The sequence below is a fragment of the Neobacillus drentensis genome (genome assembly GCF_036965425.1).
Lineage (GTDB): Bacteria > Bacillota > Bacilli > Bacillales > Cytobacillaceae > Neobacillus > Neobacillus drentensis_F.
In genome coordinates, this window is record NZ_JBALPP010000034.1 from 131,366 (window position 1) to 153,297 (window position 21,932).

General features: G+C 39.9%; 18 protein-coding genes and 1 pseudogene. 15 read left to right on the plus strand and 4 right to left on the minus strand.

Annotated features, from left to right (window positions below; genetic code table 11):
- Window positions 1-7: 7 nt before the first annotated feature.
- Entirely contained in the window at window positions 8-838 is an 831-nt protein-coding gene (locus V7161_RS09560; RefSeq protein WP_335444502.1) for a hypothetical protein, read from the plus strand.
- An 80-nt stretch (window positions 839-918) separates the two neighbouring features.
- Here the strand turns inward: V7161_RS09560 and V7161_RS09565 are convergent, their stop codons facing one another.
- Window positions 919-1,530, minus strand: coding sequence for a YdhK family protein (locus tag V7161_RS09565; protein WP_335444506.1), 612 nt, complete (start codon window positions 1,528-1,530; stop codon window positions 919-921).
- 268 nt (window positions 1,531-1,798) lie between these two features.
- Here V7161_RS09565 and V7161_RS09570 point away from each other — a divergent pair.
- Window positions 1,799-2,526: pseudogene (locus V7161_RS09570) on the plus strand (urease accessory protein UreH domain-containing protein).
- Window positions 2,527-2,733: 207 nt separating this feature from the next.
- Here V7161_RS09570 and V7161_RS09575 read toward each other — a convergent pair.
- A complete protein-coding gene (locus tag V7161_RS09575; protein WP_335444509.1) occupies window positions 2,734-2,991 on the minus strand; it encodes a hypothetical protein in 258 nt (85 codons plus the stop codon).
- A 459-nt stretch (window positions 2,992-3,450) separates the two neighbouring features.
- On the opposite strand from V7161_RS09575, the gene V7161_RS09580 reads away from it, so the two are divergent.
- The 8 genes from V7161_RS09580 to V7161_RS09615 all read left to right on the plus strand — a co-directional run bounded on the left by V7161_RS09580 (window position 3,451) and on the right by V7161_RS09615 (window position 13,435).
- Window positions 3,451-4,383 carry a cation diffusion facilitator family transporter gene (locus V7161_RS09580; protein WP_335444511.1) on the plus strand — a complete coding sequence of 311 codons (933 nt, stop codon included), beginning with the start codon at window positions 3,451-3,453 and terminating at the stop codon, window positions 4,381-4,383.
- A gap of 215 nt (window positions 4,384-4,598) precedes the next feature.
- Complete coding sequence (locus V7161_RS09585; protein ID WP_335444514.1) at window positions 4,599-6,107, plus strand: polysaccharide deacetylase family protein; 1,509 nt, start codon at window positions 4,599-4,601, stop codon at window positions 6,105-6,107.
- A gap of 191 nt (window positions 6,108-6,298) precedes the next feature.
- Window positions 6,299-9,199 carry a hypothetical protein gene (locus V7161_RS09590; RefSeq protein ID WP_335444517.1) on the plus strand — a complete coding sequence of 967 codons (2,901 nt, stop codon included), beginning with the start codon at window positions 6,299-6,301 and terminating at the stop codon, window positions 9,197-9,199.
- A gap of 126 nt (window positions 9,200-9,325) precedes the next feature.
- The gene (locus V7161_RS09595) at window positions 9,326-9,847 is read left to right on the plus strand and encodes a sigma-70 family RNA polymerase sigma factor (RefSeq protein ID WP_335444519.1); all 522 of its coding nucleotides are present in this window, start codon (window positions 9,326-9,328) and stop codon (window positions 9,845-9,847) included.
- Complete coding sequence (locus V7161_RS09600) at window positions 9,844-11,205, plus strand: DUF4179 domain-containing protein (protein WP_335444521.1); 1,362 nt, start codon at window positions 9,844-9,846, stop codon at window positions 11,203-11,205. Before V7161_RS09595 ends, V7161_RS09600 begins: the two co-directional genes overlap by 4 nt.
- A gap of 208 nt (window positions 11,206-11,413) precedes the next feature.
- Window positions 11,414-11,677, plus strand: a complete 264-nt coding sequence (locus V7161_RS09605) for a YhdT family protein (RefSeq protein ID WP_335444523.1) — start codon at window positions 11,414-11,416, stop codon at window positions 11,675-11,677.
- Complete coding sequence (panF, locus tag V7161_RS09610; protein WP_335444525.1) at window positions 11,674-13,116, plus strand: sodium/pantothenate symporter; 1,443 nt, start codon at window positions 11,674-11,676, stop codon at window positions 13,114-13,116. The genes V7161_RS09605 and panF overlap by 4 nt, the downstream gene beginning before the upstream one ends.
- Before the next feature lie 79 nt (window positions 13,117-13,195).
- Window positions 13,196-13,435: a CsbA family protein gene (locus tag V7161_RS09615; RefSeq protein WP_335444528.1), complete on the plus strand. Its 240-nt coding sequence runs from the start codon at window positions 13,196-13,198 to the stop codon at window positions 13,433-13,435.
- A 65-nt stretch (window positions 13,436-13,500) separates the two neighbouring features.
- On the opposite strand, the gene V7161_RS09620 is transcribed toward V7161_RS09615, so the two are convergent.
- Entirely contained in the window at window positions 13,501-13,965 is a 465-nt protein-coding gene (locus V7161_RS09620) for a DinB family protein (protein WP_335444531.1), read from the minus strand.
- Window positions 13,966-14,111: 146 nt separating this feature from the next.
- Here V7161_RS09620 and V7161_RS09625 point away from each other — a divergent pair, with 146 nt between their 5' ends.
- Window positions 14,112-14,306, plus strand: coding sequence for a DUF1272 domain-containing protein (locus tag V7161_RS09625; protein WP_335444533.1), 195 nt, complete (start codon window positions 14,112-14,114; stop codon window positions 14,304-14,306).
- Between the two features lie 46 nt (window positions 14,307-14,352).
- Here the strand turns inward: V7161_RS09625 and V7161_RS09630 are convergent, their stop codons facing one another.
- On the minus strand, window positions 14,353-14,895 hold the full coding sequence (locus V7161_RS09630; protein WP_335444536.1) for a pyridoxamine 5'-phosphate oxidase family protein: 543 nt from the start codon (window positions 14,893-14,895) through the stop codon (window positions 14,353-14,355).
- Between the two features lie 100 nt (window positions 14,896-14,995).
- On the opposite strand from V7161_RS09630, the gene V7161_RS09635 reads away from it, so the two are divergent.
- The 4 genes from V7161_RS09635 to V7161_RS09650 all read left to right on the plus strand — a co-directional run bounded on the left by V7161_RS09635 (window position 14,996) and on the right by V7161_RS09650 (window position 21,877).
- Window positions 14,996-16,432, plus strand: coding sequence for a PLP-dependent aminotransferase family protein (locus tag V7161_RS09635; RefSeq protein WP_335444538.1), 1,437 nt, complete (start codon window positions 14,996-14,998; stop codon window positions 16,430-16,432).
- A gap of 374 nt (window positions 16,433-16,806) precedes the next feature.
- The gene (locus V7161_RS09640) at window positions 16,807-18,492 is read left to right on the plus strand and encodes a serine hydrolase domain-containing protein (RefSeq protein WP_335444541.1); all 1,686 of its coding nucleotides are present in this window, start codon (window positions 16,807-16,809) and stop codon (window positions 18,490-18,492) included.
- 16 nt (window positions 18,493-18,508) lie between these two features.
- On the plus strand, window positions 18,509-20,593 hold the full coding sequence (locus V7161_RS09645; protein WP_335444543.1) for a glycoside hydrolase family 3 protein: 2,085 nt from the start codon (window positions 18,509-18,511) through the stop codon (window positions 20,591-20,593).
- A 30-nt stretch (window positions 20,594-20,623) separates the two neighbouring features.
- Window positions 20,624-21,877, plus strand: a complete 1,254-nt coding sequence (locus V7161_RS09650; RefSeq protein ID WP_335444546.1) for an exo-beta-N-acetylmuramidase NamZ family protein — start codon at window positions 20,624-20,626, stop codon at window positions 21,875-21,877.
- Window positions 21,878-21,932: the final 55 nt, after the last annotated feature.

Consider the following 21,932-nt stretch of genomic DNA (forward strand, 5'->3'; position numbering starts at 1 on the left):
AATCTATTTGAGTATCGGAATGTGGTCTTATTTTACTCTTCTTATATTAACTATTTTTGCGGTAGGTTCTGCCTATTGGAAATCCAGAAGTCCTCTCATCTTTATCCTCTTTTTTGCCGTTTCTGGAGTAACGATGTTTTTCGACTACCTGATTTATGTGTGGGGAAAGGCTTATATTTATCACCCTGGAATTGTCAATAATCGGTATGATACACATCTTGGAGCCATAGTTAATGGCTTGATCCTGCCGGCATTTGCCCTTTTGTATTCAGCCCGTAATGGTAAATGGTATTGGAGTATTATTTTGGCAGGCTTTTTTGCAGGGGTTGAATGGTTGTTTACAAAGTGGGGTGTATATAAACCGAACTGGTGGAAGATAGGGTATACATTTAGCATCCTTATTTTTTATTTTCCAGTCATTAAAGTATGGTGGAGGAGGCTAACGAATGCCCCGGGAAAATGGCTAACCTATGGAACTTTGTTTTCATTATGTATTGCCATATATGTTCAATTAAATATCCTTCTTTATGGACTACTTAGAACGAAAACGTTTCATGTTGAATGGATTGAACAGTTAAACCGGGACAGTGCAGCGGTTAATAGTATAAATGCGATAATATTTAGCTCGATACTCGCTTTGATAGGTATGGTGAATGCCCGACAAATATGGAATTTTGTTATGATGGCTGTGTTTATTGTTTATTATTTCGTTTTAAAAAATACTGGTATCATTCAAACTAATCATTTAGTTTTCGATTTTATTCTTAGCTTCCTAGCATTCTTCATACCGCTTGTATTCGTAAGATATGCAAGCCTTAAACTATACTCGCATTCTTGATGAAATAGGTGACTAAATTACATGAAAAAGCTCTGACCATTGAGAAATGATGTCAGAGCAGAGCTTTTTACTGCATTTTATTATTTTTCTAATTTCGCTGAAAGCTCACTTTCTGTAACCCATTTATGATTAGTCACTTTTTCCCCGCCATTGGTTGGCGTGTAATCAACCATATAGACTGTTGTTTGTTCGGCTGAATCGATTACTGCCGTTGCACCCTGCATCCCTTCCATATGATCTGCCTCTACAATAACCTCATCACCTGGATTATACGGTTTTTCACTGGCATCTTTAATTTCTTCATGAATAATCCATTTGTGATTTGTAACTCTTTTCCCACCAGTGGTTGGATTATAAGAAATTGTATACACAGTAGTATCGAATGCACCAACAATTGTTGCTTCAGCTGCGTTCATCCCTTCCATATGATCCGCATTAATAATAGCTTTACTGCCAACTTTAAAGGTTGGGCTTTCGGCCTGTCTTAAACCTTTTGGAACCTCACCTGAACCAGAATGATTCATGCCTTCCATACTTTCATGGTCCATTGTGCTGGAATTTTTTCCTTTTTCAGAGTTACTACCCTGACTCATATTTGCATGTTGGTTTTCCGTATCACCATTGGAACAAGCTGCTAAAAATACGGCAAGGACCAGGGTAAGAAGAAATAGGGTAGTTCGTATTATTTTCACTTTTGCTGCCTCCTTAAGCTTTGTGATTCATTCATAGTACGACATATTTGTGCAGAATCTGTGCAGAAGGCCTTGAGAGTTTTAAGCCTAATCGTGAATGGGAATTTACAAATGTATGAACAAATATGAAATGTGGGAAGCATGCCGTATATTCTCCAATACTTATTTTCACTACCTATGATGCACAGGGTTTAATTATAATTGTATTATAGAAGGCACTGTTACGATGTTTGACGGTGTCTTTTGTAAAAATCAATAGGGTGATTACATGTACGGCATATTAAGTAAAATTAGTGCAGTATTAAGCGAACCATTTTTTAATATGGCAAATAGTCTGGAATCCTGGCCCATTATCTTTGCCTTTATTTTGGGCCTTGTGGGTTCCTTGGCTCCGTGCCAGTTAACTGGAAATATTAGTGCTGTTACGTTATATGGGAACCGCTCCGTTCAAAAGAATATTGTTTGGAAGGATGTTATCTGGTTCACGTTTGGTAAAATTGCTGCCTTTTCTTTATTAGGTATTTTAGTGTGGCAGCTCGGAAAGGGAATAGAACAAAATCTAGTATTCTATTTTCCATGGCTGCGAAAATTGATGGGGCCATTACTGATAGTCGTTGGGTTGTTTATGATTGGGGTTATTAAATTAAAAGGAACGTATTTAAAGGGTTAAAAGAGTACAAACATGAAAATCCGTTTGGATCCTTTATGCTTGGATTTAGTTTTTCCCTTGCTTTTTGCCCAACCATGTTTGTTTTATTTTTTATTACCTTAATGCCTTTGGTGTTGTCCAGTCCCTATAGGTTTATTCTTCCGCCAATATTTGCACTCGGGACAGCCATTCCACTATTAATCGTTATTGCAATCATTTGGTATCTTGGCGGCAGTGGTGTTCTAATGAAGAAAAGCAGAAAGTTCGGCACCGTGGTTGGAAGGCTTGCTGGGATATTGATGTTACTATTAGGAATCTTTGATACGATAGCCTATTGGTCTTTATAAATACAAAAAACAACGAGTTCTCGTTGTTTTTTTGTTAGGAAACGGTTTTTGAAATCGTTCATGAGGACATAAAAATTCTGTAGAAAAACAAAAACTGTCCTCATAGAATGTTCATGGTGCACATTACAAGAAATAAGTGAGTTCATCGGTCACAATAAGAAGAGAATTGTGACCGAACCTGATTAAATAGTTTCTCATATCATAAAATTAAAAGTTGCTCATCATATTTTTACTGCCCATTTCCTTTTGAGTGCTGTCATCCATCATATCGCCTTTACCATGGCATGCTTTGTACATATCCTTTAATTCCTGCTTAGTTGAATCAGGATGCATTTTTTGCATAAAGGGGAGCATTTTTTCAAAGCTAAACCCAGTGGCTGAGTTGTTTGTTCCTGCTGCCAATACAGCCGTTCCTGCTCCAAGAATAAAAGCCGCACTTAAAATTCCCACCGCAAACTTTTTCATTTTTTCTCCAACTCCTTTCTTTTATCAGCCTATCGTAACGCTAAAATTTGCAGAAAAAATGGATTTTAAGTGTTGAAATTGTGAAGATTGCTAAATGAGGCCATTCCCATCAAAAAAAGAAAAATTCATTGACATTCAAACCCCCATTTGAATAAGATATAATCAAACGAACATTTGAATGTGAAAGAATAGCGTATGGATTGAAAAAAAGGAGACAATAACCTTAATCGTAACTCTTTCGTTTTAGAAGTGGCTATTTTCGCAAAGGTTGTTGTTTTTCGTATAGGTTCATCAACCGTATTACATGATTCTTCGTGGCATATTTTCGTAGGAACATTAGCGAAAATTGCCTAGAAACTTTGTAAATGATCCTTAATAAGTTCTAAAATCAATAAAGTTAACGAAAAGAGCATTAGAAATAGAAAGAGCTACTCTACAATGAGAGCTGGGGGGATAAACATGGGACATCATCACCATCATCATAGTCATTCACACGGTCACTCACATGGCCATGCACATACAAGCAACAAAAAAGCTTTATTAAGTTCCTTCCTATTAATAGCGGCCTTTATGATCGTCGAAGTGATCGGAGGCATCGTGACAAACAGCTTGGCGCTATTATCGGACGCTGGTCATATGCTCAGTGATGCGGCTGCACTGGGATTAAGCTTTTACGCCATAAAACTTGGAGAAAAGCAGGGGTCGCAGGAAAAAACCTATGGATATAAACGCTTTGAAATTATCGCCGCAGCCTTAAATGGATTAACCTTAATCATCATTTCGGTGTATATTTTTTATGAAGCAATCGGACGTTTCCTCGCTCCGCCGGAGGTTCAAAGTAAAGGGATGCTGATGATTTCTATTACTGGTTTGGTGGTGAACATTGTCGCTGCTTGGATTTTAATGAAGGGCGACAAGGAAGAAAACCTGAATGTCAGGAGCGCTTTCTTACATGTGCTTGGCGATATGCTTGGTTCGGTCGGGGCCATCGTCGCTGCTCTCCTGATTATGTTTTTTGGCTGGGGCATCGCTGATCCCATCGCGAGTGTCATCGTTGCTGCGTTGATTCTTGTCAGCGGGTACCGCGTGACAAAGGATTCCTTCCATATCTTAATGGAAGGCGCTCCAGAGCAAATTGATATCAAGCAGGTGAAGGAGGCACTAAGGAAGATTCCTCTTGTTAAGGAGGTTCATGATTTGCATATTTGGACGATTACGTCCGGCTATCCTGTTTTGAGCTGTCATATCACCATCTCCGATGATGGAGTTCATGATGATATTCTTTCCCAATCCCAGCGCATCCTTCACGATGAGTTTCACATTGAACACAGCACCATTCAAGTAGAGAAAGCAGCCAATGGCTGCCCCAGCCCGTATGGGACCTGTAATTAAAATAAGAGCTCTTCAAAAACCACGATTGAAATTTGAATCGTGGTTTTTTCTTTTTCTTCATTCCTTTCGCATCAAAAGCAACTCTGCATATTATTCCTTAAGTGAAAATAGATATTAATATAAGAATAGTGTTTTATTAATTTACTATTTTTGGCAGTGGTGATATAGTAATAAAGCACTGTTACTTTATAATTACATAATGAGAGGTTCATATCATGAAATTCGGAAAAACTATTTTACTATTTTTCATTTTGACGAGCGCTATTTTAGTTTCTAATGACATTACGGCCCATGCCTCAAGTGGCGGTACCCCCATTCTTCTTTATCATCATATTTTAAAAAAGAGCGAGAATCATTCCCCTGATAATCCTAGTATTATTAACCTAGAAGCATTTGAAGAACAAATGAAATATTTAAAGGATCAGGGCTATTATACTGCCAGTATGTCGGAATTTGATGCGTACATGAGAGGCACGAAAAAACTTCCGGCAAAAACAGTGGTCATTACCTTTGATGATGGGCATAAAACCAATTATTTATACGCTTATCCCGTCTTAAAAAAATATGGATTTAAAGCCACGGCTTTCTTGATTACAAACCGTGTATCCGATACTCCCGTTAGCTTTGATCCTGATGCTTTACAGTTTTTAAGCTGGCCTGAGGTTAGACAAATGAAGGATGTTTTTCAGTTTGGCAGCCATACGAATGGGCTTCATTACTCAACCAACGGAGTAGCAGCCTTATTAAGCGAGTCTGAACCAGTTATATTAAAAGATTTTCAGACTAGCAGAAGCCTGCTTAATAACACAGAGTATTTTGCCTATCCATTTGGTGCCTATAATCAGCGGACCATCGCGATGTTACAATCGACCGGCTATAAATTAGCCTTTACCACTGTGTTCAAGAATGCCATGATCGGGAGCGATCCGTTCCAAATTGGCAGAAAGGGAATCACTCCTTCAATCACGATCTCCCGATTTAAAGAGTTGTTAGCTGATGCTTCTTCTAAAGCGGGCTGGGTGAATACGAATAATAAATGGACCTTCTTGGATGATAATGGCGTCAAGAAAACAGGTTGGCTTCACTTGGTAAACAACTGGTATTATTTAGATTCTAAAGGTATCATGAGGACGGGATGGTTAAAATCAGGCAATGACTGGTATTATTTCGATGGAAACGGACTCATGAAAACGGGGTGGTTGAAACAAGGTACAGCCTGGTACTATTTGAACACAAATGGTACGATGAAAACCGGTTGGTTAAGTAAGGGTGGCAGCTGGTATTACTTACAGTCTAACGGTGAAATGAAAACCGGCTGGTTATGGAATGAAGGAAACTGGTACTATTTCGACCAGTCTGGCGCCATGAAAATAGGCTGGCAAACAGTTAAAGGGAAAAACTATTACTTTGATAAAAACGGTACGATGAAAACAGGCTGGCTGGCATCCGGCGGAAAATGGCATTACCTCGATGCAAGTGGTGTGATGCGAACTGGCTGGGCTCCTGTTAAAGGAAAATGGTATTACTTTGATACGACTGGCGCAATGCTGACGGGATGGCTGGAGTTAGAAGGGAAAAAGTATTACCTTAACCAGGATGGAGCAATGGCAACCGGCTGGGTAGAAAGCGAGGAAAAATGGTACTACTTCTACAACGACGGGCATATGGCAACGAACACCATGATTGATGGGTACCAAATTGGCGAAGACGGAGCACGGATTTAAGAGGAATAACTCTCTAATAAAAAGAAACACCAGTGAAATGCTGGTGTTTTATTTGTATTAAATTCTCTTTTATTTTGATCCCTATTTGTTTACGGGAATTATTTATTATATCCAATAATTTGGTAATAGTTTAATTAAACTCCAAATGCTAATATAAATGTATTAATTTAGTAGTTTAGGAGGATTAGTTTTTGAAGACTTTTAGCCGGTATGTTTTGATTTTTTTATTGATATTTTCGACTGTAAGCCCTTTCGTGCACGGGAAAACAGTACAGGCAGAGGAAAATAACGGGCCGATTAACCTAGGGTTTAAGCCTTATGACACGGTAGTGGATCCTATCAAACCTGTCATTTATGCGACAGAGCTGGGAAGCAAAACGATTTATGCGATTAATTTTTCCTCGAGTGAGATTAAAAGGCTAGACCTGCCATATCCAGCGGAAAGATTAGACTTTAATGATAATAAGCTTTATGTGACGCAGCAGAAAATGAACCATGATACGTATAATTTTGGTCCTTATTCTGGCACAATTGTCGAGGTGGATCCTGATAGTTTTACCGTCAGCAACACATTAGATATTGACCAGGATCCATATGATATTGCGGTGGATGAAAAGGGGTATATTTATATTTCTGCCGGCTCCGGCCAATGGGATAACGTAAGGGTATTTTCGATGAAGGACAAAAAAGAAATTCCTCAAAAAGGGGATACCCGAATGTATGAAAAAAATAAAATCTTTTATAGTGCTGGGACTTCAAAGATTTACTCAATTGATAACGGTGATAGTCCATCCCTTTCGGCTTATGAAGTGGTTAATGGAGTCATACAAACACAGTATGATGCTCCGTCTGATAGTTCATTAGGCGACAATTTGAAAATCTCTCCTGATGGGGTAAGCATGTACAACACTAATGGGAAGGTTTACGACCTTACCACCTTTAAATCTGGAGATATGGATTTCCGTTTTGCTTTAGGTAAAAAGTATAACGATTTTGAGTTCAGTCTGGAACACGATTTAACCTATGCAGCGAGCACCACGGGTGGAATCGATGTTTACCAATACGACACGAATAGGTATTTTTACTCGCTGAGAAAAGATCTAAATGTTCAAAAGCTTCATTATCAAAACGGGAATCTAGTGACCATCAATTTGGATAACAACGGCAATTATTTCATTGAAACGATTGCTGAAGATACACAGCCGTCATCGGGGACCGTGGTTGCTCCAGCTCCAAAAGGCACCATTAGCAACATTTGGTTTAAGCCTAATGATACGGCAATCGATCCGAATAAACCTGTTGCCTATATGTCGCGCCTTGGCAGTAAGACGATCTATGCGGCCAATCTTTCCACGGGAGAAGTGAAATCACTGACCTTGCCTTACCCTGCAGAGCGGTTGGAGGTATATAAAGACAAGCTGTATGTGACGCAGCAGAAAATGAGTCATACCTCATCTACGTTTGGTACTTTTTCAGGAGCTATTGCCGAAATTGATACACAATCATTTACGGTTGCGAAAATCCTGGACATTAACACGGATCCTTACGATATGGTCATTGATAAAAACGGTTATGCTTATATTGCACCTGGATCTGGCCAGTGGCAGGATTTGAAGGTATACTCCCTAGCCAGAGGAGAAGAAATTCTAAATTCATCTCACAATACCATTCGTGAAAAGTCCTATCTCTATTACAGTCCAGAAACTTCTAGGGTTTATTCGATTTCAACGGATTTGAGCCCAAGAGATATGGTTGCTTACGAAGTGGATAATGGCGTAATAAAAAATCACTATAGCTCTGCTCAGTATGGGAAAGATTATCCGATCTCATCTTTTGGAAAAGTCTCTTCCGATGGTTTAAGTTTATACAATAATAACGGATATGTTTTTCGTTTAGCCAATGATCAATTCCATGATCTGTCCTTTTCCGTTGGTCTAGGTAAAAGTTACAACGATTTCGAGTTTAATTTACAAAACCAATTAACCTTCGCGGCAAAAGCGAGCGGTGGAATTGATGTTTATCAATATAATACAAATCAACTTATTAACACGATAAGAACGGATCTTAAAGTTCAAAAACTTCACTATCAAAATGGGAAATTGGCGGCTATTTGTCTTGATAATAATGGCCGGTATTTTATTGAAAGCATAGAAGCCAATACAACAGGCACACTTAGTGACCCAGGAACGCCTACCGATCCAGGCACACCGAGTGATCCGGGAACGCCAAGTGACCCAGGCACACCAAGCACACCGGTACCGGCGAAAGCGGTGGAATTGCTTCAAGCAGCATCACTCTCATGGAATGAAGAAACTGCGGAATTTGATTACTATGACGACTTCTATGATGGAGTGCAAGATGTAGAGTTAGATAGCTTTTTTGGTTTTCAGTTTGATCAAAGCATTGATCTAATCGATGATACGAAAATTTCTATTACTGGACCTGAGGGAGCAGTTGCAGCTGCCGGCTGGACGGAAGACGATGTATTATATGTCTCTAAGGGCTTTCTAAAAGGCAGCACAACTTACACCCTCACCATAAAAAAGGACGCGATATCTGGCACGGAAGGACAACCTCTGGCACATGATATGGTCATTAAGTTCAAGACAGCCTCTAACTGGGAGAAATATGATGGAAAGTGGTACTATTACGATCCTGAAATCGGTGATTATGTAACAGGCTGGAAAACCATTGCTGGAGTGAAGTACTATTTTGATAACGAAGGCGAAATGCAAACTGGCTGGGAAAAAATTAATAATGTATGGTACTATTTTGAAGGCAGCGGAGCAATGAAAACAGGTTGGTTGAAATTAGGAACGACCTGGTACTACTTTAATGGAAATGGAATGATGAAAACCGGCTGGCTGCAACTAGGAAAGACTTGGTATTATTTCACTAGCAGCGGAGCAATGAAGACGGGATGGCTGCTATCTGGTAAGACTTGGTATTACTTTGATGGCGGCGGCGCGATGAAAACCGGCTGGGTACAAATCGGTAAAGCCTGGTATTACTTCTACAGCAGCGGCGCCATGGCCTACAACACCAAAATCGGCGGCTACAAGCTTGGACCAAGCGGGGCCATGATAAAATAACATGAAAAAACCTTATTGAAATGTGTTTACTAAATGGATACATTTTAATAGGGTTTTTTTTATTTCCAATAAAGGGAACTTAAATGGATTCTTTTTACTCTAAGTAATTGAAAGAGGGTGTTAAGAATGGAAAATGATGTTGTATTAGCTCAACAGGGCGATAAAAAGGCATTCATTCGAATCATTAAATCTGTTGAGAAATCCCTGTATTATGTTGCCAAATCAATGTTAACCGCAGATTCTGACTGTATGGATGCTGCACAGGAGGCTATTTTAAAGGCATATCAGCCAATTGCTGCTTTAAAAGAACCCAAGTATTTTAAAACCTGGATCACCAGAATTCTTATTAATGAGTGTCATAATATCTTAAGAAAAAACAAGAAGATTGTCATGATGGATGATATACGAGAGCAAGCCATCGAACATAAAATGGGTGATTTCGTTGATTTAGAAAATGCCATGGAATTATTAGAAGAAAATTACAAAGTTGTTATTACACTTCATTACATAAATGATCTCTCCATCCAAGAAATTTCCACTATGTTAGGCATACCAGAAGGCACAGTCAAGTCACGCTTAAATCGTGCACGCAAAAAGCTGGGGACACTTTTAGATGTTGATCATGAAGAAGGGAGAGTTCAGCTATGAGTAATGATATCAATGAATTATTGAAGCAATGGGGCAAGAATAAACAACATGAAGAAGTGCCTGAGTTTTTTAGTGAGGGTATTGATGACATATTAAGCTCATTACCAGACAGGCAAACAAGGCACAAGGTAAAACCTTCGATAAAGAAGAGAGTTCTTTTCTCTGTTGGGGCGATTGCAGCAGCATTCTTTTTGGTCATAGGATCAGGATTTGTTTCTCCTACAATGGCAGCCGTCTTAAGTGAAATTCCAGTTGTGGGCTCCTTTTTTGAAAAGTCAGCAGATCCTATTTTAGTAGAAATGAATAAGAAAGGACTTGTTAGTTCTGTACAAAAATCTGCTACTGATAAGGGAATTATGCTAACGTTTACGGATATGTTTTACGATGGTACAAAATTAGCCTTAGCTTATAATCTGGAGATGCCTAGTGACCTTCCGTCGCATGAATCCCCGTTTGAATTTCAGGCATTATTAAATAATAAGGAATTCAATTTTATATCAGAGGCAGAAGAAAAACTAGATAGTGATGGTCAATACAAAGGAATTATTTCTATGGAAGTATTCGATGGAACCAACCTTCAAGAACAGCTTTCTTTAAATTTAAAAGTAACAAAGGTTCATGGTCAGCCTGGCAAATGGAATTTTAATCTCCCTATAAAAATGAAAAATGTTGCAGCTAAATCGGCTAAGTTTTCTCCGATGACGGCCGTTGATTGGCAAGAAGTCAAAGCAGTCGTAGAAGAAGTACGGTTCACACCTGCATCCAGTGTCATTAATATTAAAGTTAAGGCACCTAAAAAAGAAATCAACGATATCGATTTTATGATTTATGATGAAAATAAGACACTCTTGGGAGGAATGAGCGGATTTGGTGGTGCCATTAAAGAGTTGAAGGATGGCAAGGCATCTATGACTAGAAACATCATCTTACCACCAATGAAATCCATCCCGGAAAAACTAAATATTGAGTTGTTTAAAATCAAGGATTTGTCGGAAAAAGATTATACGCCTAAAGAGCACAAGTTCACACTCACCAATGATATTTTTCCAATAACGATACCTTATAATGATCAAAATGAAATTATTATTACAGGAATTGAGTATAGAAAAGACCGAACCCTTTTGAAATTCGACATCAAAGGAGAACCGATTCTCCAGGCCAATTTTGTTCAACTAGCAAATGAAAAAGGAAGCGTCGAAATCATCCACTATAACCCGATAAGATTATCTGATAAATCCATGTCCTTTGCTTGGGAATATGAGCCTGTTAATCCAAATAGTAACCTAATTCTAAAATCCTACGTAGAAGAAGACTGGTCTCGTGAATCCAAATTTTTGGAGGTTAAGTTACAGAAATAACAGGATATTCCTAAGAATTAGAGCGTTAATTAAGAAGGATTAACGCTCTTTTTTGCTAACTTAGGTAACATTATTAAATTTGTACTGTTTCACGAGGATATATCTTGATAGGGTTTTTCGCGCTATTTTCTTTACCGATTCAATATATTTGGTAAAATGTTCAGTATTGGTTAAAAATAACATAACTCTTTGATGAGGGGGAAAAACATTGGACAAGCGCTTTAAAATTGCCCATCGAGAAGCTTGGATAGGTGTAATCCTAGTTGTTATCAATTTCATTTGGTGGTATGGCTTTGGTTACGGTCTTGGCTCTGCAAAAGTCGAACAGTATTCGTATATATTTGGATTGCCTGCCTGGTTCTTTTATAGCTGTATTTTAGGGTCAATCATTATGATTGTCCTTGTCATACTCGCGGTGAAATTTTTATTTAAAGATGTTCCGTTTGAAGACGAAGAGGGGGATGAGAAATGAATTGGGCTGTCATTACACCACTGCTTATTTTTCTGTTTATTATTTTTGCTGTCGGCTTTTGGTCCAATAAATTTGTCCTTAAATCCAATTCATTCCTTGAGGAATATTTTTTAGGAGAACGGCAAATGGGCGGGTTCATCCTGGCGATGACGATGGTAGCCACATACGGCAGTGCCAGCAGTTTTATCGGTGGTCCAGGGGTTGCCTACACGAAGGGGTTAGGCTGGGTGCTTTTGGCGATGGCTCAGTTAGCCACCGGATATTTTGTTCTGATGGTTTTAGGAAAGAAATTTGCTATAGTAGCCCGTCAGTACAAAGCAATCACCTTAATCGACTTTCTGAAAGAGCGTTATAAAAGTAAAGCTGTTGTGCTCATCTCGGCGGCAAGTATTATCATTTTTCTTTTTTCCTCGATGACGGCTCAATGGATTGGCGGGGCCCGCCTTGTTGAGTCACTGACTGGTCTGCCGTATACATATGCGCTGTTGATTTTTGTTGGGTCGGTTCTACTCTTTGTGATTGTCGGCGGCTTCCGGGCGGTGGCGTTAACGGATGCCGTTCAGGGGGTGGTCATGTTTATGGGAACCTTGATTCTGCTTGTTGCGACGATCAAAGCGGGCGGGGGAATCCCAAAGATTATCTCCGATTTAGCGGCTGAAAATCCGAATTTAATCAGTCCATTCGGTGCTGACCGCGAATTAACCCCTGCCTATGTTTCGTCCTTTTGGATTTTGGTTGGCGTTGGCGTTGTAGGACTTCCGCAAATCACCGTCCGTGCGATGTCCTATAAAAATTCCAAGGCCATGCATAGTGCGATTATTATTGGAACGATCGTTGTCGGTTTTATTATGCTTGGCATGCATCTCATCGGCGTTTTTGCGAGACCGGTCATCCCCGGTGTGAAAATTGGCGATACCGTGATGCCGATGTTAACGATGAAAGTTCTGCCGCCATTTGTTGCTGGAATTGTTTTGGCGGCACCGATGGCTGCGATAATGTCGACCGTAGATGCCCTGCTGATTTTAGTAAGTTCTGCTATAGTGAAGGATATTTATTTGAATTATATTAAGCCACATGCAAGTGAAGGACAAATTAAAAAAGTGAGTTTTAGTGTGACCGCCATTATTGGAATATTGGTTGTCTTTTTCGCGTTGACCCCGCCTGATTTAATTGTTTGGCTGAATCTATTTTCCTTTGGCGGCTTGGAGTCTGTGTTTATTTGGCCGGTCATTTTGGGGCTGTATTGGAGGAAGGGCAATAAATATGGAGCAATTACCTCAATGGTTTTAGGAATGGGTTCTTATATTTTATTAGACCGATTATACCCGAATGCCTATGGCCTCCATACCGTGGTCGTGCCAGTTGTGCTCTCCTTAATCAGCTTTGTGGTGGTAAGCTTTGCTACCCAGCAAGGATCAAAAGCTCATTCATCCTTTTAACGATTCATATTTATGTTGCAATTTTACGAATATATTTCTAGAATTAATAAACAGATACGAATAAGGTGGGGGGGCCCCTTTGGTTACGTTTATTGAATACCTTTCGGCTTTCATTTTGCCAGGGTTATTGGTTTTGCTGTTTACACGGGTTACATACAACCGGATTATCGGACTCGTTTTGACTGTTGCATTGATTGCCGGTTCTGTATATAAAGGCTATACTGCCTCATTTGTACTTATCGTAATTGATGCGTTTTCGTTAACAGCCGGTTTCTGGCTGGCAGTAAAAATGAGGCCGAAGCCGATGAAACAAGGCTAACTATCCATACGAAACATAAAACCCAAAATTACACCTTTATCGGTTTTAATTTTGGGTTTTTTGGATTACTTATTTTTAATATGTAATTCTATTTGCTCCTTATGCTTAAGATCATGCTCTATTATTCCTAAAAAATAGTCATTGAGTGTCATATCTTCTTTTCTAGGATATTTCTGATCGAATTTCACACTGGGAATCTTTTTCAACAATGTAACCAGTTCTTTTCTTGTACAGATAAATTCATTAATTAACTCTTCTTGTAATATTCCTGATCGGGCATAATTGGAAGCTTGTTTATTTATTTCATCTGCATCGATTAGAATCTTTGGAAAGTCCTCATTGTTTAATAAGAAATGTATTCTATTTTTGATGACAAATTGATCCCAAAAAATAAAATGTGAAATGACATCTGCAGTTCCCCATGCCCCTTCTCTGAAGGGTTTAAACCATAAACTTTCTGGAATGTTCTTTAATGTGTTTGACCATTCCATTAAACTCATTTTTTCTTTAATTATCATTTCTTTACTCATCTTATATCACCTTTCATATTCATATTATCAAACAGAGTTATCTTAAAAAATCTGACCCTCTTTCCTATTTGATAACTGTCACTTATATAGTCTAATAGAAAATGTTATATTTTCCCTATAATTATATAAGAAAGGGGCAATAAATAATGGCCTTAGAAATGAGAAATACCTGTGAATGTTGTCATTCCTCGATTGAAGACGATACGATAGCTTATATTTGTGTCTATGAATGTACCTTTTGCTCTCCTTGTACGGAGGAAATGAATCATGTCTGCCCGAATTGTGGAGGAGAACTGGTTAGAAGACCTAAGAAACCGCAAAAAATCTCTCCAATTTATTAATCAATGTAAAAAGTGAAAACCGTCGATGGTCTTCACTTTTTTTGTTTTATTCCTCTTTTACTTTTCTCCCTTGATAAAACATTTTTTCCAGTTGAACAGGGTTTTCTTTTGCGGTTAATTCCACCGCTCTTATTTTATAAACAGCTGTCCTGCTTCCTAAAGAAGAGCGGTATTTCTCCACATGTGAACTTGATAAGGCTTTATCATAATAGCCCGGAACATATTTATCCAGCATTTTTTGCATCGCCAAAACGGCTTCATCCAGATTGTTCACTTTCTCTGCTTCACCAAAAATCATCACACTCATATAGGCAGTATCGGTCATAGCGGGAACTGGATCAGAAATCGTGCCGAGGTCAGCGCTGACGGTAAAACAGGCCTTTGGATTTTTTTCAATTATATTCACTTTCCGGCCTTCACTTGCACCATGAAAATAAATCGCACCATCCAGCCACACAAAATTTAGCGGAATAGTATAGGGCGCATCTCCATCGGCCAATCCTAAAAATCCTGTTTTCTCTGTATCCAGAAAACGATTTATTTTATCTTGATCTGTACATTCTAACTTCATTTGTCTCATTGGTATCATAGGGCTGACTTCCTTTCCTGCATCATGTTACACTCATAATAAAAGGAAATTGTACCTGCTAAAAGTGACAGTTTTTAAATATTTTACAGGGTCAGAAGGGATGTTTCATTTGCAGATTACTCCATTTTTAAAAAAGGATACTAATATCCCTATTTATCTACAACTCTATCTGTTTTTTCGCGAGGAAATTGAAAAGGGGTCGATTTTAACAGGGGAAAAACTCCCTTCGATCAGAGAGCTTTCTCAAAGTTTAAATATTAGCCGAAACACCGTTGATACTGCATATCAGCAGCTTATTGCAGAAGGATATGTGGAGAGCAGGGAAAAAAGCGGCTTGTATGTTTTGGAGTTAGATGAGGTGCCCATGTTACAAGAGGTTCAACACGAATTAAAGCTCCACCATGTGGAAAGTAAAACAAATCATTTAATAGATTTTCAATATGGGGATATTGAACTCGAACGGTTTCCATTAAAGGTCTGGAAAAAATGTTTGATGGCCGCCATAGATGCTCCCAGCCATGAAGTATTCTCCTATGGTGATAAAAAAGGTCATTTTGGTTTAAGAAGTGAAATTGCTTCCTATTTATTTCAGGCCAGAGGGGTTCGCTGCTCACCGGATCAGATCATTCTTGCTGCAGGAACCCAATCGGCGGTTAATGTGTTGATTCAGCTGCTCTCGCTGCAAAACTCTAAAGTGGCCCTTGAAAATCCTGGGTATGATGGAGTTCGGTATGTGTTTGAAAGCCAAAACTCTGAAGTCGTTCCGATTTCCTTAGAAGAGGATGGAATCAATATAGCCGAACTGGAGCAAAGCTCAGCCAAATGTGTTTATGTGACTCCTTCTCATCAGTTTCCTATCGGAATGATTTTGCCTATTCAAAAACGAATGAAACTGCTGCAATGGGCTGAGAAGAACCAAACCTATATTATTGAGGACGATTATGACGGTGAATTCCGTTATGCAGGCCAGCCGATTCCTTCTTTAAAATCATTGGATACCAATGAAAAAGTGATCTACTTAGGGACTTTTTCAAAGGCATTCCTCCCTGCTGCCAGGGTTACCTACATCGTTTTACCGGAGCCGCTGGTTGAAATCTATCAATCCAAACTTTTCTTTTTGAGTCAAACCGTGTCGCCGCTCATCCAAGAAGCTCTTTATCGATTCATGAAGGAAGGTCATTTCGGCCGCCATATTCGAAAAATGAGGAAAATTTATCAAGGAAAGCAAGCTGCGCTGTTAAAAGCTATTGATTTATATTTAGGGGACAAAGTCCACGTTATCGGGCAAAAAGCAGGACTTCATTTATTACTTGAGTTAAAAGACCTCGACGCCATACAACTGGTGAAGAAGGCTGAAGAATTTGGGATTAGGATTTATTTAACGGAAAAGTTTTGGCTGAAAAGGCCGTCTCATTTTGATCAGCCGATCATGCTTGGTTTTGGCGGTCTAAGTATGGAAGAAATTAAGTCAGGAGTTCAGAAGCTCGGAAAAGCCATACAAGCAGTAAATTCCAACAGTCAGAGAGTATTGGAATAAAAATTCAAAAAAATCCATTGTTTTTTGAAATTTTAGTTTATATAATAAAATTAAGAATTTTGCTACAACCAAATTCTGGAGGACGAAAATCTCTAATTTAAAAGAATGCGAGATCCTGACTATTTTGGATCAGGGTCTTCGCTAACTTCGCTTCCAGATTCAACTGATTTTAGAGAATACTAGGAAATATGAACTGATGTATAGATAAACGGATCACTTTAAGTGTTTAGAAAAAGGGGTTCATAGGCCTATAGTGGTATAGACAACTATACCTTTTTATCTATTTCTATCATTAATTGTAAGCGTATCCAATGCTAAAGATATAATGGAAGCGCTTATGATAATAAATTAAAGAACATATAAGGGGAGGAAGTATGGCGAAAAAAACTTTTTTCATCACATCGATCTGTACTGTATTTTTGGGGACTACCACTGTTTTTGCGAGTGGGGACACTACCCCTGTTCCAACGATTGAAAAGCAAGAAAAAGAAAGTCTTTCCCCAACTCAGAAACCACATCCTGTTTTTTCGTGGGATTCCAATGTCATCCCCAATTCAAGCGTCTTACATCCTGGATCGGCTAGAGGTGCCGGTATGGTTTCAGCACCACTGGAGGAAATTGATCAAGTGATGAACCAAGCGATTGCATCTAAAGTCATGCCTGGTGCCGTTGCCTTTGTGGCACGCGGCGGAAAAATCGTTAAACAAACTGCCTACGGTTATTCAGCTCAATACACTGATGGCAAGTTTACGGAAATGGAACAACCTATTCCAATGAAAACTGACACCATTTTTGACCTCGCGTCCATTAGTAAAATTTTCACGGCTGTATCCGCCATGATTCTTTATGAAAAGGGAGTATTCCAGCTAGATGATCCGGTTGCCAAGTACATACCAGAATTTGGGCAAAACGGAAAAGAGCAGGTTACAATCCGCCAGCTATTGACGCATACATCAGGATTTACAGCTTGGATTCCTTTATATACTCAAGGACATTCAAGAGAAGAACGGTTGAAGAGCGTTTTTCAGCAGCCGCTAAAGAATCTGCCTGGGACCACTTATGAATACAGTGACCTAAACATGATTACCGTAGGAGCATTAGTAGAGAGGTTGTCAGGAAAGCGCCAAGATGTTTTCGTCAAGGAGAATATTACCGATCCATTAGGCATGAAAGACACGATGTACAATCCGCCTGCCTCTTTGAAAAATCGGATTGCGGCTACAGAATTCCAATCGACTCCTAATCGCGGTCTCGTATGGGGCGAGGTTCATGATGAAAATGCCTGGTCACTTGATGGGGTGGCAGGACATGCTGGGGTATTTTCAACCGCAGAGGACCTTGCAAAACTGGCCCAGCTTTTCTTGAATGATGGAAAATATGGCGGAGTTAGAATCCTGAAGCCTGAAACGGTTAAACTTTTACTTGAAAATCAAAACGAAGCGTTTCCTGGAGATGACCACGGGCTTGGTTGGGAGCTTGGTCAAGGCTGGTACATGGACGCCCTGTCAGAAGGCACCTATTCTTTTGGACACACAGGCTATACCGGTACATCGATTGTCGTAAGTCCGAAAAATAAAACAATTGCAATTTTATTGACCAACCGTGTACATCCATCAAGGAATACGGTGTCAACAAATCAAACGAGAAGATTGTTTGCGAGGCAGGTGGCTGACTCCATTCCTGTTTCAATTCCTGGTAATCAATCAGCTTGGTTTGCGGGATATGGCGATAAACTAAGCAGAGTAATGGAGGCTGATCTCCATCTCAAAGAGGATGCAAAACTGACTTTCTCAACCTGGCACAGGATTGAGGATGGCTGGGATTTCGGAAATGTAGAAGTTTTTAAAGATGGTTCGTGGGAAAAAATAGGGGAATTTACCGGTGCCAGCGACGGCTGGGAGAAAAAAGCCCTAACTGTCCCAAAAGAAGCTGAAAAATTACGTTTTATTTACAAAACCGATTCAACGACAAACGGTCGAGGCTGGTATGTCTTGAATCCTGAACTTAATTCAGCGGCACTGAAACTTACTAACAATGACTGGAATTTAAGAGACTATTAAAAAAGGGGAGAGCTACATGCGTAATGTGCCAAAGATTTTGTTTCACTCGCTTTTGATATTGCTCCTGGTTTTGTCCGGAGCACCGCTTTTAGGAGCAGGCAAAGCGGAGGCTGTTTCAGGCATTCAGGATCTCATCATTGACCTTAATGTTCCACAGGTTTCCAGGGAGGTCAAAGATAACAAACTAGATTTGAATGCGCTCCATTTATATGATGATGGGCATTTCATGCTGGCATCTAACAATCTTCATTGGAAATCATCAAACAAAAACGTAGCAACCGTCAATCAGGAAGGCCAGGTTACATTATCCGGCCACAACGGTAAAACGTTCATTTCTGTCGGGGATGGTCTATTTAGTGACAAGATTTCAATCCAATTCAAAGGAAATCAAAAGGACATCGTTGTTAATAAAGAGGAAGGAAGCCGCTATGACCTTATTGGCAACGCGATTAATCATATGTCACTCGAAGAAAAAGTCGGTCAGATGCTGATGCCGGACTTTCGTACCTGGAAGGGCCAAAACGTAACTGAGATGCAGCCGGAAATTGCCCAGCTGGTAAAAGACTATCATCTTGGCGGTGTAATATTATTCCGTGAAAATACGGTAACTGCTGAACAGACAACGAAACTTGTCAATGCCTATCAGGAAGCTTCCGAGAAATATGGAATGCTGGTTTCCATTGACCAAGAAGGCGGAATAGTGACACGCCTGCAGACGGGGACAGATTTTCCAGGGAACATGGCGCTTGGAGCTGCACGGTCTGAAGAACTGGCTGAGAAAGTAGGAAAGGCCATTGGCGAAGAGTTGAAGGCAGAGGGCATTAACATGAACTTTGGGCCTGTATTGGATGTAAACATTAATCCTGATAACCCGGTTATTGGAGTCCGCTCCTTCGGGGAAAATCCAGAGCTTGTTGCCAAATTAGGAAAAGCCTATCTTAATGGTTTGCACGAAGCTGGTATAGCAGCTACTGCAAAGCATTTTCCTGGTCATGGTGATACAGCCGTAGATTCGCATCTAGGCCTGCCAGAAGTTCCACATGATATGGATCGTTTGAAAAGGGTAGAACTATATCCGTTCCAACAGGCAATGGATGCCGGAATTGATGCGATTATGTCTGCCCATGTAACTTTCCCGAAAATTGACGATACGAAAGCCATTTCGAAAAAAGACGGCACTGAAATTGCAGTCCCAGGAACGCTTTCTCACAAAATATTAACTGGCCTTATGCGTGAAGATATGGGCTATAAAGGTGTCATTGTGACGGATGCGATGAATATGGGAGCAATTGCTGAGCATTTTGGTCCGGTTGATGCAGCCATTCGTGCTGTGAAAGCAGGCGCTGATATTCTGTTAATGCCAGTTGGAATCCAAGAGGTAGCAAGTGGTCTTTACAATTCAGTAAGGTCCGGTGATATTCCGGTGAATAGGATTGAACAATCGGTTGAGCGTATTTTAACGCTGAAATTGAATCGAGGCATTGTTAAGGCTGAGTCTGAAAAAAGCTTGAATGAGAAGGTGGCTAATGCGATCAATGTTGTTGGGTCTGCTGAACATAAACAGGTCGAAAAAGAAGCCGCAGCTAAATCCATTACGTTATTGAAAAATGATGGAGTTCTTCCATTACATGCAGCGGAGGAAGATAAGATTGCTGTAGTCGGCTATTCAGGCTATTTTGTTGATTCCCTTTTTGCCGAGGTGAAAAAGCATCATGAAAATGTTACGTTTATCAATACTTCTACAACACTAACCACCGACCAGCTTAATCAAATAAAAGATGCAAAATATATTATTGTTGGAACCTATACATCCTCCGTTAGTGGCAGGGCACCAGGTGCAGGTCAAATGCTAATGACCAACCAGCTGATCAATGAAACTGATGCACCGGTAATCGCTCTAGGAATCAGAAATCCATATGACGTCATGTCCTATCCAAATGTGGATGCTTCACTTGTTCAATATGGATTCAGACCAGCCAGTTTTGAAGCAGCAGCAGACACTATTTTCGGGGATAATACGCCGACAGGGAAACTTCCAGTTACCATTTACAACCATGATGGAAGTGTATTATACGGATTTGACCATGGGTTAGGGTATTAATTTTTCAAAAAATGAAAGGGAGGGGTTTGGATGAAGAAAAAATGGTTTACCAGTATTCTTGTTCTGATACTGGTCCTTTCGACGGTGACGGCCGCCATTGCTAAAAACGATAAAGAGAAGAAAAATGAAAAGTTTCGTTTGGGTGTGGAAGTGTTATTACAGGATAAAATCGATTTAATAAAAGGTAAACGGGTAGGATTGATTACCAATCCAACCGGGGTCGACCAAAAGCTTAATAGTATCGTAGATTTGCTTTACAACAACCCGAATGTCAATCTGACCGCTTTATATGGCCCGGAGCATGGTGTCCGGGGCAGCGCACAGGCGGGACAGTATGTTGAGTCCTATATTGATGAAAAAACGGGGGTTCCGGTTTACAGCTTGTATGGAAATACGAAAAAGCCCACACCAGAAATGCTGAGCAATGTCGATGTTTTATTATTTGATATCCAGGATGTTGGGACGCGTTATTATACCTATATTTACACAATGGCCTTAGCAATGGAAGCGGCTAAGGAGAACAATATCCCTATTATCGTTTTAGACCGTCCGAATCCACTCAGCGGGGCAAAAATAGAAGGGCCGGTTCTAGAAGATAAATACTCCTCTTTTGTAGGGGAATACGCCATTCCAGTTCGACATGGGATGACGGTAGGGGAATTGGCACAGTTATTTAACAAGGAATTCAGGATTGGCGCCGATTTAACGGTTGTGAAAATGGATGGCTGGAAACGGAACATGTACTATGATGAAACACCATTAGATTTCGTGATGCCTTCACCTAATATGCCAACTTTGGATACGGCATTAGTTTATCCGGGGGCCTGCCTGATTGAAGGAACAAATATTTCCGAGGGCCGCGGTACGACACGGCCATTTGAATTAATTGGCGCACCATTTATTAATAGCGATGACCTGGCAGCAAAGCTAAATTCTTATCATTTGCCAGGGGTCACATTCCGTGCAGCTTCCTTTACGCCTACAACGTCGAAGTTTGTTAATAAACTAAGTAATGGAATTCAGATTCACGTGACCGACCGCAATTCCTATAAGCCGTTTGAAACAGGATTATATATTGTCAAAACCATCCACGATATGTATCCAAACGACTTTCAGTTTAGAACACCAGGAAGCAACGGAATCTCCTTCTTCGATAACCTTACTGGAAATGGTTCCATCCGAGCGGGCATCGAAGCAGGCAAATCAATAGAAGAAATGAAAGCAGAATGGCAGCCAGCCTTGGAAAAATTTATGGATGTACGTGAGAAATATTTGCTGTATTAAATGTTTCTGTTACTGATTTTTAAAACTGTTGATTGGAGCGGAAGGTGCGAAGACT